This is a genomic window from Ruegeria sp. AD6 (assembly GCF_056542325.1).
In genome coordinates this window covers 620,833-635,515 of record NZ_JBQFZQ010000001.1, presented here as the reverse complement: position 1 = coordinate 635,515, position 14,683 = coordinate 620,833, and the positions used below count along the sequence as shown (strand labels likewise).

The 14,683-nt window shown below is 57.8% G+C and carries 14 protein-coding genes and 1 tRNA gene; 8 read left to right on the top strand and 7 right to left on the bottom strand.

Annotation, left to right across the window (positions count from 1 at the left end; translation table 11 throughout):
• The first annotated feature begins 130 nt into the window (after window positions 1–130).
• From ACR0KJ_RS02990 to ACR0KJ_RS02955, 8 genes are all read left to right on the top strand, one after another.
• Window positions 131–991: a DMT family transporter gene (locus ACR0KJ_RS02990; RefSeq protein WP_480626268.1), complete on the top strand. Its 861-nt coding sequence runs from the start codon at window positions 131–133 to the stop codon at window positions 989–991.
• Between the two features lie 133 nt (window positions 992–1,124).
• Window positions 1,125–2,255 (top strand): outer membrane protein transport protein, encoded by a 1,131-nt coding sequence (locus ACR0KJ_RS02985; protein ID WP_170451149.1) that lies wholly within the window; start codon window positions 1,125–1,127, stop codon window positions 2,253–2,255.
• A gap of 102 nt (window positions 2,256–2,357) precedes the next feature.
• Window positions 2,358–3,254, top strand: a complete 897-nt coding sequence (locus ACR0KJ_RS02980) for a DMT family transporter (RefSeq protein ID WP_480625944.1) — start codon at window positions 2,358–2,360, stop codon at window positions 3,252–3,254.
• A 50-nt stretch (window positions 3,255–3,304) separates the two neighbouring features.
• The gene (locus ACR0KJ_RS02975; protein ID WP_480625943.1) at window positions 3,305–4,177 is read left to right on the top strand and encodes an ATPase; all 873 of its coding nucleotides are present in this window, start codon (window positions 3,305–3,307) and stop codon (window positions 4,175–4,177) included.
• 38 nt (window positions 4,178–4,215) lie between these two features.
• Window positions 4,216–5,133: a homoserine O-acetyltransferase MetA gene (metA, locus tag ACR0KJ_RS02970; protein WP_170451156.1), complete on the top strand. Its 918-nt coding sequence runs from the start codon at window positions 4,216–4,218 to the stop codon at window positions 5,131–5,133.
• Complete coding sequence (locus tag ACR0KJ_RS02965; RefSeq protein WP_480625942.1) at window positions 5,123–6,076, top strand: alpha/beta fold hydrolase; 954 nt, start codon at window positions 5,123–5,125, stop codon at window positions 6,074–6,076. Before metA ends, ACR0KJ_RS02965 begins: the two co-directional genes overlap by 11 nt.
• A 49-nt stretch (window positions 6,077–6,125) precedes the next feature.
• Complete coding sequence (gene ppk2, locus ACR0KJ_RS02960; protein ID WP_480625941.1) at window positions 6,126–6,995, top strand: polyphosphate kinase 2; 870 nt, start codon at window positions 6,126–6,128, stop codon at window positions 6,993–6,995.
• A gap of 85 nt (window positions 6,996–7,080) precedes the next feature.
• Window positions 7,081–7,695: a TetR/AcrR family transcriptional regulator gene (locus tag ACR0KJ_RS02955; RefSeq protein ID WP_170451162.1), complete on the top strand. Its 615-nt coding sequence runs from the start codon at window positions 7,081–7,083 to the stop codon at window positions 7,693–7,695.
• A 6-nt stretch (window positions 7,696–7,701) separates the two neighbouring features.
• Here ACR0KJ_RS02955 and ACR0KJ_RS02950 read toward each other — a convergent pair whose 3' ends face one another.
• From ACR0KJ_RS02950 to ACR0KJ_RS02920, 7 genes are all read right to left on the bottom strand, one after another.
• A complete protein-coding gene (locus ACR0KJ_RS02950) occupies window positions 7,702–8,760 on the bottom strand; it encodes an adenylate/guanylate cyclase domain-containing protein (protein ID WP_480625940.1) in 1,059 nt (352 codons plus the stop codon).
• On the bottom strand, window positions 8,757–9,125 hold the full coding sequence (locus ACR0KJ_RS02945; RefSeq protein ID WP_170451166.1) for a group I truncated hemoglobin: 369 nt from the start codon (window positions 9,123–9,125) through the stop codon (window positions 8,757–8,759). Before ACR0KJ_RS02945 ends, ACR0KJ_RS02950 begins: the two co-directional genes overlap by 4 nt.
• Before the next feature lie 145 nt (window positions 9,126–9,270).
• Window positions 9,271–10,137 (bottom strand): urea carboxylase-associated family protein, encoded by an 867-nt coding sequence (locus tag ACR0KJ_RS02940; protein WP_480625939.1) that lies wholly within the window; start codon window positions 10,135–10,137, stop codon window positions 9,271–9,273.
• A 114-nt stretch (window positions 10,138–10,251) separates the two neighbouring features.
• Window positions 10,252–10,842, bottom strand: coding sequence for a YrbL family protein (locus tag ACR0KJ_RS02935; protein ID WP_480581438.1), 591 nt, complete (start codon window positions 10,840–10,842; stop codon window positions 10,252–10,254).
• Between the two features lie 139 nt (window positions 10,843–10,981).
• Window positions 10,982–11,071 (bottom strand) — tRNA-Ser (locus tag ACR0KJ_RS02930).
• 113 nt (window positions 11,072–11,184) lie between these two features.
• Window positions 11,185–13,620, bottom strand: a complete 2,436-nt coding sequence (locus ACR0KJ_RS02925; protein ID WP_170621711.1) for a DUF3772 domain-containing protein — start codon at window positions 13,618–13,620, stop codon at window positions 11,185–11,187.
• A complete protein-coding gene (locus tag ACR0KJ_RS02920; protein WP_480625938.1) occupies window positions 13,620–14,654 on the bottom strand; it encodes a cysteine synthase A in 1,035 nt (344 codons plus the stop codon). Before ACR0KJ_RS02920 ends, ACR0KJ_RS02925 begins: the two co-directional genes overlap by 1 nt.
• Between the last annotated feature and the right edge of the window lie 29 nt (window positions 14,655–14,683).

Genomic DNA, 14,683 nt, shown 5'->3' with positions numbered 1-14,683 from the left:
ATCCGTCAAAACCGGATTCAGGGTGCCCGATCCGCCCGAATCCGTTTAAGCCCTGTAAGACACAGGAACAAAGCGCGGAGGATGCGGGGTGGAGAAAGGATCGGTCCAGGTCTTCAAGGCCGGTTTCTGGATGATCGGCGCGATCCTGTCGTTTTCCTCGATGGCTGTCGCCGGGCGCGAACTGAGCCTGCATCACGACACGTTCGAAATCATGATGTATCGCAGCATCGTGGGCATCATTGTCGTCGCGACTGTGCTAAGCGCAATTCGCGGGTGGCATCAGGTCACCACCGAACGCCTGAGCCTTCATGCGATCCGGAACGCGCTGCATTTCACCGGACAGAATCTGTGGTTCTACGCGGTCGGGGTGATTCCTTTGGCACAGGTCTTCGCGCTGGAGTTCACGCAGCCGCTGTGGGTCATCCTGCTATCGCCGTTGTTTTTGAATGAGCGTCTGACAACACTCAAGGTCACTGCGGCCCTGATCGGTTTTGCAGGTATCCTCATCGTAACGCGTCCCGGCACCGCCCCGCTAAGCCCCGGCTTGATGATGGCTGCCGCCTCGGCGATTTTCTTCGCGTTTACAACGATAACCACCAAAAAGCTGACGCGGTTTGCAAGCATCGGATGCATCATGTTCTGGCTTGCTGTTATGCAGGCCGTTCTGGGGGCTGCGGCCGCAGGTCTGGACGGTCAGATCGCCCTTCCCACCCTGCAAACAGCGCCCTACTTGCTGTTGGTCGGGCTGGCCGGATTGCTGGCACATTTCTGTATTACCAACGCGTTAGCCATCGCTCCGGCCACTGTGGTCATCCCCTTTGACTTCGCGCGTCTCCCCACAATCGCCGTGGTCGGAATGCTTCTTTACAACGAGCCCATCGATCATTGGACAATGCTGGGGGCTGCCGTGATCTTCTCGGGGATTTTCCTGAACGTGCGGTCCGAGAATCGTAACAGTTTGGCAACAGTCCGCGACTCTAGTCGTAACTAGTAACGCACGGTCACGACTTGACCTTAAACTAACCGGAAAGAAAGTATCGGGCACATTTTTGCAGGTTGGTACGCAACTCACACTCAACGCGTAGCCGAAAGCACCTGCGAGGGACTGTAAAGGGAGGTTCAAAATGAAAAAAGCGCTACTGACGACATGTGCGCTTTGCTTTGGGGCGACAGTTGGTCATGCAGGTGGCCTGGATCGAAGCGGGCAAGGCATCAACCTGATCTTTGAGGAGGGATCGGTTGTTCAGTTTCGCCTTGGGTACACCAACCCAAGCGTATCGGGAACAATGCCTGCGTTAATCGGGCCAAATGCTGGTCAACCTGTCGATTCGGGCAACGTTGCAAATGACTTTTTTACACCGCATCTGGGGTACAAGACTGCTCTGACTGAGCAGTTGGACTTTGCGATCATGTATGATCAACCTTTCGGCGCGGACATTGAATATGCCGATGATTACCCGCTGTCGATCAACCCAAACCCTGCTGGACGCCAGGATACTCTGAATGCAACCGCAGACACAGATGCTGTGACCGCGCTTTTGCGTTACAAATTTGACAACGGGTTCAGCGCACTGGGTGGCGTACGCGCGCAGCGCGTAAAGGCATCGGTCAGCGTACCACTTGTAGCCGGGTATGAAGTCAATACGGACGCGGACATTTCGTTCGGATATGTTGTCGGAATCGCTTGGGAAAAACCGGAAATTGCTGCTCGTGTCGCACTGACTTACAATTCAAAGATCAGCCATAACCTCTCGCAAACCGAGGCACTTGATTCCACCGGTACACTCAACTCAGGAACCGAGATCGAAACACCGCAATCGGTCAATCTGGATTTTCAGACTGGCGTCGCCCCGAAGACCCTGCTTTTCGGATCTATTCGTTGGGTTGACTGGCCTCAGCTCAACTTTTCGCCGCCGAATTATCCATTTAACCCACTTGTCGACTACGACAACGCCACCTATACCTATTCGCTCGGTCTTGGTTATCAGTTTTCCGACGAATTCTCTGGTGCGGTAACACTTGGCTATGAAACCGACGAGGGTGAACCAGTATCGAACCTTGGTCCGACCGACGGTTTCTGGAGCATCGGTGTCGGTGGAACATATTCGTTGGAAAAAGCCAAAATCTCGGGAGGCATCCGCTATACCGACATCGGCGATGCGACCGTGGACGGCGCAGGCCCCAACGCGCGCGCCGACTTCTCAGGCAACAGCGCCTGGAGTGTTGGTTTCCAGATCACCTACGCTTTGGACTGATCTGACCGATCACGCAAACACAAGGCCCCGCCCATTCGGCGGGGTCTTTTTTGTCGCATGTTTCGGGTCGCTTCGGCGTTCGCGTGGTGACAGGTTGGCCCTATGGAACCTCAGAAACATCTCTCATCCCGCGCCTGGGCCGAACTGTTGCTGCTTGGCCTGATCTGGGGCGCGTCCTTTGTGTCGATTCGCATAGCTCTGGATACGATACCGGTGATGACCTCGGTCCTGCACCGCACGTTCTGGGCCATGGCCGCGCTGTGGCTGGTCGTTTGGATCAAGCGCCTTGAGCTGCCCACGGACCCACGAACCTGGCTGGCCTTCTTGATCATGGGTCTTTTGAACAATGCCGTTCCCTTCTCGCTGATGGCGTGGGGACAGTTGCACATCGACACCGGACTTGTGGCCATCTTGAATGCGGCAACGGCGATCTTTGGCGTGCTGGTTGCGGCCTTATTCTTCGCGGATGAACGGCTGACAAAATCGCGCCTGACCGGGGTCGTTCTTGGGTTTGCGGGCGTCTCGGTCGCCATCGGCCTTGGCAACTTTGCAGGTTTCAACCTGCAAAGCCTGGCTCAGCTCGCCGTTTTAGCGGGCACGGTGTCTTATGCCTTCGCCAGCGTGTGGGGCCGAAAACACCTGTCCGGCATGTCCCCAGTCGTCGCAGCGGCGGGTATGCTGACCGGCGCGACACTCATGATCCTGCCGATCACGCTAATGGTTGATGGCGTGCCAACCCTGCGCCTTCCGGCGGCAACATGGGCGGCCATTGGATACTATGCCATCATTGCGACGGCGGGGGCCTATCTTCTGTATTACCGGGTGCTGGCAATGGCTGGCAGCGGCAACCTGATGCTGGTCACTTTGGTCATCCCGCCCATCGCCATTGTCCTTGGCGCGGGTCTAAGGGACGAAGCACTACCACCCAATGCCTATATCGGTTTTGCCATCCTTGCCTTTGGGCTGGTAATCCTGAACCGCTCGGGCAAGCGCGATTGACGCGGTCCCCTGCCCGTTCTAGCAAAGGCAAAACTAAGGGACAGCGGAACATGATCTACGGCTCGGCAAAGGATTGGCGCAGCGCTGCGCGGAAGAAAGTGCTGTTTTTCGGCATGTCGGGCCTGGGCAAAACCTATGTGTCGAACATCCTGCGGGATTCGGGCGATTGGTTCCATTACTCGATCGATTACAGGATCGGCACGCGCTACATGGGCGAATACATCACCGACAATGCCAAGGCCGAGGCGATGAAGGTGCCGTTTCTGCGCGACCTGCTTTTGTCGGATTCGATCTATATCGGCTCAAACATCTCATTCGAGAACCTGACACCTGTCGCCGCCTATCTGGGCAAGCCCGGCGATCCAGCCAAAGGCGGGCTTGAGATGCCCGAATACCACCGCCGTCAGGAACAGTTCCGACTGGCCGAGATTCATGCCTTGCTGGATACCGAGTATTTCATCGACAGGGCGCAGCGTCTGTATCATTACCCGCATTTCATCTGCGACACCGGCGGGTCGATCTGCGAATGGGTCGATCCGAATGATCCGTCTGATCAGGTGATGACCGAACTGTCCAAGCACACGCTGATGATCTGGCTGAAAGGGGACGAGGATCACACGGCAGAACTTGTCCGCCGCTTCGACAAAGCTCCGAAACCGATGTCCTATCAGGCCGAATTCCTGACCCGCGTGTGGACCGACTATCTGGACCAGCACGGCTGCGCCGAGGCCGAGGTCGATCCGAATGCCTTCATCCGCTGGACCTATGCGCAGGCGCTGGCCCATCGTCAGCCCAGATATGCGGCCATGGCCAAAAACTGGGGCATCACCATCACCGCCGATGAGATAGGCAAGGTGCGCGACGCGGCCGATTTCGATGAGTTGATCGAACGCGCCCTTGAGACCCAACCCAAGAACGCCTAACTACAAGCTTCTGTAAAAACCCAAAAAAGCCTGAACCGATGCCGATCAAGATCCCCTCAGACCTGCCCGCCTTTGACGTCCTGACCAAGGAAGGCGTCATGGTCATGGCCGAGGATCAGGCAATGCGTCAGGATATCCGCCCCCTGAAGATCGGGTTGCTGAATCTGATGCCCAAGAAGATTCAGACGGAAAATCAGTTCGCACGTCTGATCGGTGCAACGCCGCTGCAAATCGATCTGTCCCTGATCCGCATGACCGAGCATCGGACTAAGAACACCGCAGCCGAACATATGGCCGAGTTCTATCGCCCCTTTCAGGAGGTCAAGGACCAGAAGTTCGATGGCCTGATCATCACCGGCGCTCCGATTGAACATCTGGAATTTCCGGACGTTACCTATTGGGACGAGATCAGCGAAGTTTTCGAGTGGACCCAGACCAACGTGCATTCCACCTTCGGCGTCTGTTGGGGCGGGATGGCGATGATCAACCATTTCCACGGCGTCAAAAAGCACATGCTGGATGCCAAAGCGTTTGGCTGTTTCCGACACCGGAACCTGAACGCGGCGTCTCCGTTCCTGCGCGGCTTCTCGGATGATTGCGTCATTCCGGTCAGCCGCTGGACCGAAATGAAACAGGCCGAGATTGACGGCGCACCGGGGCTGAACACCCTGCTGGGCAGCGACGATGTGGGCCCCTGTCTGGTCGAGGATCCGGGGCATCGTGCGCTCTATATCTTCAACCATTTTGAGTATGACAGCGATACGTTGAAGCAGGAATATGATCGGGACGTGGCCAATGGCACGCCGATAAACGTGCCGATGAACTACTACCCCGATGACGACCCGACCCGGACGCCGCAAAACCGCTGGCGCAGCCACGCGCATCTTTTGTACGGCAACTGGATCAACGAGATTTACCAGACCACACCTTTCGACATGGACGAAATTGGCCGTTAAGCTTCTGATATCATTCGCCGTACTCGTTCTTGGCTTTGCCGCATTCACCGCGTGGCGCAGCGCCCAGATCGAAACACGGGCCGAGGCTGCCTTTCCACCGGAAGGTCAGATTTTAGATGTCGATGGGATCGCAGTCCACGCTGTCGTGATGGGCGAAGGCCCCGATGTGGTACTGATCCACGGGTCCAGCGGAAACACGCGCGACATGACCTTTGCGTTGGCGCCAATCCTTGCCCAGACCTACCGTGTCATCGTGTTTGATCGTCCGGGGCTGGGCTATTCCGCCAGTTTCAATCCTGACGGAGAAACCATCACCGAACAGGCTGACATCCTGCAGAAGGCTGCCGCTCAGCTAGGGGCTGATAAACCCATCGTCGCTGGCCAAAGCTATGGCGGATCCGTCTCGCTTGCCTGGGCCGTAACGCGGCCCGACAATATCTCGGCCCTTGTTCTGATCGCCCCCGCCGCCATCCCGTGGGAGACGCCGCTTGATGGGTTCAACCGCCTCGCCTCGACCCCGGTCGGGAACACGCTCGCACTGCCCCTGATCACCTCTTACGTGCCGGGTTGGTATGTCGAACAGGCGATGGACAAGGTCTTCGCCCCGCAGACGGCCCCCGAAGGATATGCCGCGCATTTCGGGCCGGAACTGACGATGCGCCGGGCCTCGATGCACGCCAATGCCAAACAACGCGCCAACCTGCTGGACGAAGTCGCCACGTTGCAACCCCGCTATGCCGAGATTTCGGTGCCGACGGAAATCCTGCACGGCACCGCCGACGACACCGTGGGGCTTGAGTGGCACTCGCACCGCCTGATCGAACAGATACCGGGGGCAGAGCTGATCGAACTGCCCGGCATCGGCCACATGCCGCAGGTCGTGGCTGCCGAGGAAGTGGCCGCCGCAATAGATCGGGCCGCGCAGCGTGCGGGTTTGCGTTAGGCAGGCACCTAATCCATAGTAAGAAATGGATTTTATTGCGAGGTGATGCATGGCCCGGTCCGAAAAAGGCTCCATCGATAACTACTTCCGCAAAGGCGCGCCGAAGGATGTGCGCGACCTGATCAAAAAGGCAAAGAAGGGCGACATCCTGAACCCGACCTACCCCTATGCGGAAAAGATGAAGTCCAAGGAGTATGAGGCGCAGATCGGGGCGTTGCAGATCGAACTGGTCAAGATGCAATCCTGGGTCAAAGAGACCGGTCAGCGGGTTGCAATCATCTTCGAAGGCCGCGACGCGGCGGGCAAAGGCGGCACGATCAAACGCTTTCGCGAAAACCTGAACCCGCGCGGCGCACGCAATGTGGCGCTGGCCAAACCGTCCGACGCCGAACGCAGCCAGTGGTATTTCCAGCGTTATATCCAGCATCTGCCTACGGCTGGGGAAATCGTGTTCTTCGACCGCAGTTGGTACAATCGCGGCGTGGTTGAAAACGTTTTTGGCTTTTGCGAGCCTGAACAACGCGAACGTTTCTTTCGTCAGGTTCTGCCGCTAGAAACCGGGCTGGTGAATGACGGCATCCACCTGTTCAAGTTCTGGCTGAATGTCGGGCGCGCCGAACAGCTGAACCGGTTCCTCGCGCGAGAAACCGACCCGCTGAAGCAATGGAAACTCAGCCCCATTGATGTGGCGGGATTGAACAAATGGGACGAATACACTCAGTCGATCTCGGAGACTTTGACCCGATCCCATACCGAGCATTGCCCCTGGACCATCGTCCGATCAGACGACAAGAAACGCGCCCGCATCGCAGCGATTCAGACGGTTCTTGGCGCGCTGGACTATGATGAAAAAGACAAGGGCGCGGTGGGTAAAATTGACCCAAAAATCTGCGGCGGGCCAGAGATTTGGGACGCGTAGGCACGCAGCACCAAGTGATGGACGCTCAGACACAGGTGGACTATGTCTTTGCTTCCCAAGGAATGAAAACTGACCTGAGGCCAGGATGACGAAACGCGGTTACCACCATGGAAACCTGAAACAAGCCCTGATTGAGGCTGCGTTGTCCCTGATCGAGGAAAAAGGCCCGACGGGGTTCACTCTGTCCGAGGCGGCGAAGACGGCTGGGGTCACGCCAGCGGCTGTTTATCGGCACTACCACGGGCGTGAAGATCTGATTGCCGAAGCTGCCAAACAAGGCTTCGAGATGTTTGCCGACCTGATGCAGTACGCCTATGACAAAGGCCAGCCCTCGGCCCTTGCCGCGTTCGAGGCGACGGGGCGCGCCTATCTGGCTTTTGCCCGCAAACATCCCGGCCACTATATCGCGATGTTCGAAAGCGGCGTGTCTCTGAACCGCACGCCCGAGCTTTCTCTGGCGGCCAATCGTGCCAAGAATGTGCTGGAAAAGGCCGCAGCGGATCTGTCGCAACATATTCCACCGGAAAAACGCCCGCCTGCTTCGATGTTCAGCGCGCATATCTGGGCGATGAGCCATGGGGTCGTCGAACTCTACGCCCGCAACACGGGCGCAACGTCGCCCTTCCCGCCCGAGGACCTGCTGGAAAGCGGTATCGGGATCTATCTGCGTGGATTGGGGTTGGTGCCGCAGGACGACTGATGTGGTTCAGACCCGCTGACTGTTTTGCGGCACGCTCAGGCCCGAGGTGACATTGATCAGGTTCATCTGCCCCATGCCCTTGATGTCGACAAGACCGATATCCGAGACCTGAAATTCGTCGATCAGGGCGTATTTCATTTCCTCCGGCGCGACGATATTCATCGGGTTTGCAAAGACTTGCAGACGCGCGGCGGTGTTCACCGCTGGACCAAAGACGTCATAGACGTATTTCTGGATACCCACGACCGACCCGACCGCAGCCCCCATGCCCAACCCGACACGTGCCTGCCATTTATAGGGGTGGCTTTCATTGCGGCGTTCGAGATAGCGCAGAAACCGCACGGCACAATGGGCCACGGCGGTTGCGTGATCCGGCGTCGCATCGGGCATGCCCGAAACGGCCAGATAGGCGTCACCGATCGTCTTGATCCTCTCGCATCCAAACTGTTCGACGATCCGGTCAAAGGCTGTGAAGATGTCGTTCAACTCGCTCAGCGTCACTGTCGGATCGGTTTTCGCGGCAAAGTCGGTGAAGCCGACAAAATCCAACATCACGACCGAGACCTGATCGTACAATTGCGGGGTCACAACACCGAAGGTCTTGAACTCTTCGTACACCGCGCGCGGCATCACGTTCAGCAGCAGACGTTCGACCCGTTCCTTTTCGCGCTCCAACTCTCGGGTGTTGCGTTCCACCATAGTCGAGTAGCTGTCGATCATGCTTTCAAGTTCGCGAATGCGCGTGATGTTCTGGCATTCGATGATCAGAACCTGCTCGGACAGGCCATTGGCCAATGACACTGTGACCGCAAAGATCAAGGTCCGGCGTCTGGGCTTGATCTGCAACTCGACCGAGTAGCGCAGGCCAGACTGTTTGACGTCATCCAACTCTCTCAGATCAAGATCGGGCACCAGATCCAGCAGCGTTTGACCGTCCTCTGGTTTGCCGAACCATTCGGCGAAAGAGCCATTGTGAAAGACAAACTCCAGATCCTCGGCCCGCACCACGGCCACGCCGACGCCAATAGCGCGCAACAATTGCTCGTTGATGGCATGGATGCTCATGCAGCGTCCCGGGCGACGATGATCGACCGTTTTCCTTCAATCGCGCCAAGGGCTGTCTTGATGTCTGGCTCTGACATACCGTGCATTTCCAGCGCCTCGCCGAACAACACGGCCATGGCGTCGAAGTCCTCGTGGCTGATATTGAGATGGCGGTGAACCGCCTCGATCCTGTCGTCACTGAATGCAGCAGGCCCCCCGATCAGAGAGGAAACGAATTTGGTTTGATGGTCGATCAGGCGCGGCATATCGATATCTTCGAAATAGTCGCCGATCTCGTCGGAATCCAATGCCATTTCGTAGAAGGACATCACCACCCGGCTGATCGTTTTAAACCCACCGTATTTCTCATAAAGCGTCTGTGTCACACCAATACCCGGGCGTTACCAATTGAATAACGCCACAAGACTATAACAAATTCCGATTTTTGTTAACGTTTATCAGACTTAAGGGTCTATTCGCCTGTTGTGGGGCTGTTTTTTGAACCCGGAAAGCGCCGCGAAAGGTCCAACCTCAATCCGTTCCATGGGTGCGGCTATAGGCCGAAACGGCCGGCGGTTCATGCGCAGCACGGGCTGTTTCACCGGGGTCGTAGACCTCGATCAACAATGGGTAGCAAGCGGCGGTGTCCGAGGAATGCTCGGACGAACAATCCCCGCCCGGGCAGGCCGACAGACCGACGATCAAATCGATCTCGGCGTAAAACTCAAGATAATCCCCCGGACGCACCGGGCTGGCCTTCATGAAATACTGACCGGTGTCCCGCGTGAACCCGGTGCACATGAAAACGTTCAACACGTCATGCACGTGCATCTCAGCCTCGTGCAGCGGCAGGCTGCAATACCGGGACAAGGCGCGTGTCAGATTGGAATGGCAGCAATAGTGATAGTCGTCACCAGACAACAGCCGACCGGTATACGGGTCACAGCGCGTCCCGATAACATCGTGGACCGAGCCGCCGAACTCATCGAATCCATACCAGTCCAGCGTATCGTCAATGATGGTCGCCATCGGGCGCATGGTAGGGAAACTCGACCACATCCGGTCGCCGGTCGACAGATGCGTGCCATGCAACGCGCGGGTTTTTCCGGAATAGAACCGCTCGGCCAGATCGTGCTTGTTCCACAGGTTCAGATCGCCGACCTGAGACCCCTGCACCGACACAATGCGGAAAAACGCGCCTGCGGGGACGTCGATACACGCCGCATCCCGAGGGGCCGCAGTGACCTCGGCGGATTTGACGGCTGCGTTGCGCAGGGCACGCAGCCCGGTCAGGTCCGGCGGGTCCAGCGTGTCTGGCGGATAGCAGATGACGGGTTCAATGGCCTTGCGCTGAGACGCATCTGCAGGTGGCGTGGAGTTCGGGATTTCAAGTTTCACGGCGCACCTCTTGGCGAAAGACAATCAAATTGACGAACTCTGTAAGGGATAGAGCAAATCAGGCCGAACCGCCAAGGCCCGGAATCACAAATGCGCACCCCTTTCCGACACGCGTCAGCGCGCCATTCGCGCGCGCCGCCGGGCGATTGATTGCCGAAAGGCCCAATCGCTGAACACGGTCAACGGGAAAAGAACCCGCTCACCCAGCCCATCGATCACAACAAGCCGACCGCCGCGTTCCTGCGCGCGGACGATGTTTGCGGCCCACAGGTCGCCCACGATGATACGACCGCGCTCCAGATCGTCCAAAAGCTCCAGTAGTTCGGCCTTCAGCTTTTGCTGAACCTCGGGTTTATCCTTTGCCGCCACCATTTCAGCGTGCAGCGAGGGCGCGAGATCTCCGTCCGGCCCGGTCATTTTTTCAACCACAAGGGCCGGTCCCCGAGAGGTCGGCGCATAGCCCATGAACCGGGCCAGACGCTCAATCTCGGGACACCCACGATTCAGGGCCGCCAGGTATTCATTCGCCTCACGCGCCCATTGTCGCAGATTTCCGTACCGCCATTCGGCATAGCGCGGAATGAGATGGTTGCGCTTTGGCTCATCAACCCGAACCTTCAGCAAGGCGTTTTCCAGTTCAGGATGTTGGAATATCTCGTAATTCTGGCTTTTGCGCAGCGGCGCATTACCGTCCAGCTCAATCATTTTGTTTTTTGTCCTGTCTGCCGATATGCAGAGTTTTCCGCTTGAGGCGAATATAATCCCGTCATCAATTCGTTACAATGCAGGCAGTTGGCGCACCGGCGTTCACAGCTTGGCAATTGGACAGCAAATCGGATGAAAGTGGCGGAGAGACAGGGATTCGAACCCTGGAGACGGTTTCCCGCCTACACACTTTCCAGGCGTGCGCCTTCGACCACTCGGCCACCTCTCCGTGACGGCGATATTTGGACCAATGCCGGTGGATTTGCAAGGGCCGAATTCAGGGAAAGTGAACGGTTTCAAACAAATCCGTGACGTCGAAATCCGATGTCTTCTATGGACGGATCAAAGCTCATCCCCGGCGTCAGGATCCAGATCCGCCTCGGTCATTTGGATCGGCGCAGACGTCGCCTTTTTCGGGGCCTCGGGTTCTTTCTCAGGCGGCTCGGACGGGCCTTGAGGCGCCGGGTGCAGAACTTCAGGGTTGCGCAGCCACAGATCACGCTGAGCAAACGGGATCTCGATCCCGGCCTCGGCAAAGCGGCGGTTGATTTCGTGGTTCATGTCGGATTTCACCGACAGCACCCAGTTCACGTCGCGCAGGATGGCCCGGATTTCGAAATCCAGCGAATCCGCGCCAAAGCCCTGGAACACCACGCTGGGTGCAGGGTTCGCCAGAACCATCGGATGGGCATTTGCGATCTCACCCAGAATCGTTTCGACTTGTTGCGTGTCTGTGCCATAGGCCACGCCTACCGGCACGATCACCCGCCCGATGGTATTGCCCCGCGTATAGTTCGTAACCACGCCGCTGATCAGGTCCGAGTTCGGAACGATCACATCTGTTCGGTCGAAGGTCTCAATCGTCGTGGACCGGACCGAGATGTCGCGCACATAGCCCATCATCCCGTTCACATCGATCCAATCCCCCTTCGAGATCGGACGCTCGACCAGCAGGATAATGCCCGAGACGAAATTCGACACGATAGTTTGCAGACCAAATCCGATCCCGACAGACAGCGCCCCGGCCACAATCGCAAGCGAGGACAGATCGAACCCGGCCACCATAATCGCGATCAGCGCAGCGATGGTGATCCCGACATAGCCGGACCCGGCCACAATCGCGTTCTGGCCACCTGGATCAATTTTTGTTTTGGGCAACAAAGAGTTGCGCAACCCGCTTTGAACCAGCCGCGTCACCGTGTAGCCGATGGCAAATACGGCTACGAAGGTCAGGAAATTGCTGGGTGAAATTGTGACCCCACCGATGTCGAAACCCAGCAGAATGCGCGTCCAAACCTCGATCAGATCAGTCTCGCGTGCGCCCCAGTAGATGGCCAGAACGGGCACCGACAGGATCGCAAGCGCAAACCCCAGCAGCACCGAAAACAACGAGTCGCGCGCGGCGTCGCCCTGCCCCGTTATCCAACCATAAACCGTTGTCAGGAAGCGCTGCGCGATCACCAGCGCCGCAATCAGGATCAGCGTCTTGACCGCCGGAAAAACAATGGCCTCGGCTGCATTCGTATAGCCGAACATCGCCAGAACCGGCGTCGCGATGCCAAGCAGGAACAGCACACGACGCAGCAGCTCGATCAGTTGGCTCAGGCTTGCGCCGCGGGTTGACGCGTTTGGGTCGACCTCATCCTGTTGGACGTCATTGGTCCGGATATGGCGCACCCGCAGCAGAAGCAACGCGGTCATGACAACAACCGGGAAGCTGACAACAGCCCGCGTCGCGTCCGAGATATTTTCGATCTGATCGAACAGAATGGCCAGTTCGTGCAAAATCAGCATGATGGCCAGCAGATCCAGATAGACCCGCAATTCCTTGATTTTATTTGCTGACAGGCGGCGGAAATTCTGCGCCTCTCCGATCAGATAGATCTGCCGACCGATCCAATCGTAGAAGAAAATGATCGCGGCCCAATACGGAACGCTTTGCAACAGAAAGGTGCCACGCAAGCCCAGCACCCCGGTCAGCGTGATCGCCTGAACGGCGGCCCAGACACCCAACCAGGGCAGAGCAATGCGGAACAGCGAGACGACAAAGGTCCAGACCCCGGTGCCCCCACCACCCAATTTACGCAGGTAGTCCCCGCCTCTTTCCGACCAATAACGCCCAAAGATCAGCAGAACCGCCGAGGCAACCATCAACAGAAAAATGCCCAGGCCGCGCTCGCGGATTTGTTCGCGGACGGAATCTGTACGCAGGTTCTTGGCGGTCTCGTTGAACAGGCTGCGGGTGGCTTCGGTCACATCCGCCCAGGCCGGCCGCCAATAGATCGGGTTGATCGGGGACGGACCACGCTGCAACAGCTCTTTTTTCTGGCGGTCCCGGATGATCCGGTCAATCTCGCTGATCAACCCGTTGGCCCTGCTATAGGCCTCTTCCGAGATGATCCGGGGGACGCGCAGGCTGTTGAGTTGTTCGTCCAGATGCGCGCGCAACATCGCCAGTTGTTCTGGTTCTTCGGCATCACCTTCCGGCTTGGGACCCAGCGCCTTGATCTGGCCTTCCAATGTCTGAATGCGGTCAGTGTTTGCCCCGCGCGCCTGATTAAAGTCCTCGCGGTAATTGTTTATTTCAGAACGTAGATTTTCTAACGCAGCATTCGAGGCCCTGTTGGCCTCGATCACCGTTTCGGCCCGGTCCGCCGTCTTGATCCAGCCCTGATAGTATTCGCTCTGCCGGTCGGTCAGTTGCGCGGTGGCCGCGCCGACAAACCCGAACAGACACAGGGCAACCAGAACAAGGCACAGGCGGACCTGCTGCAGCATCATACGTCCTCGAACACGCCCGGAATGCTGCGGGGTGCTTCGGTCATCCAATCCGGTACCGGCAGTTCTTTTTCACGCAGGAATTCCGGGTTGAACAGCTTGGACTGATAGCGCGTGCCATAGTCGCACAGGATGGTCACGATAGTATGGCCGGGGCCCAGATCCTTGGCCAGACGCACCGCGCCCGCCATGTTGATCGCGGTTGAACCGCCCATAACCAGACCTTCCTCGCGCAGCAGATCGAAGATCAGGGGCAGCGCCTCATTGTCGGTCATCTGGTACGAAAAGTCCGGCGTGAAGCCTTCCAGGTTCTTGGTGATGCGCACCTGTCCGATGCCTTCGGCGATCGAGCTGCCCTCCATCGCGATCTCACCGGTGGTGTAGTAGGAGTAAAGCCCTGCCCCCATCGGATCGACCAGGCCGATCTTCACACCTTTGGGCTGCAAAGCGTCGGCCACACCGGCCAGCGTTCCGCCTGAACCTACGGCACAGACAAAACCGTCCACCTTTCCATCGGTCTGTTCCCAAATCTCGGGGCCGGTGGTTTCCACATGGGCCTGACGGTTGGCGATATTGTCGAACTGGTTGGCCCAGATCGCGCCATTGGGTTCGGTTTGCGCCAGTTCCTCGGCCAGACGGCGCGAGTAATGCACAAAGTTGTTTGGGTTGCGATACGGCGCCGCCGGAACCTGTACCAGTTGCGCGCCGGCAAGGCGCAGCATGTCTTTCTTTTCTTCCGACTGGGTTTCCGGAATCACGATCACCGTCTTGAAGCCCATTGAGGCACCAACCAGCGCCAAGCCGATCCCGGTATTGCCCGCCGTGCCTTCGACAATGGTGCCACCGGGTTTCAACTGACCCCGCGCGACCGCATCGCGGATGATATAAAGCGCCGCGCGGTCCTTGACCGACTGTCCCGGGTTCATGAACTCGGCCTTGCCGAGGATTTCGCATCCGGTCTCTTCACTGATGCGCTTCAGCCGGATCAGCGGTGTTTTCCCGACTGCGTCGGCAAGGTCTCGTGCAATGCGCATGGCGCCCTCTTGTCGTTTGGTATCAGGGA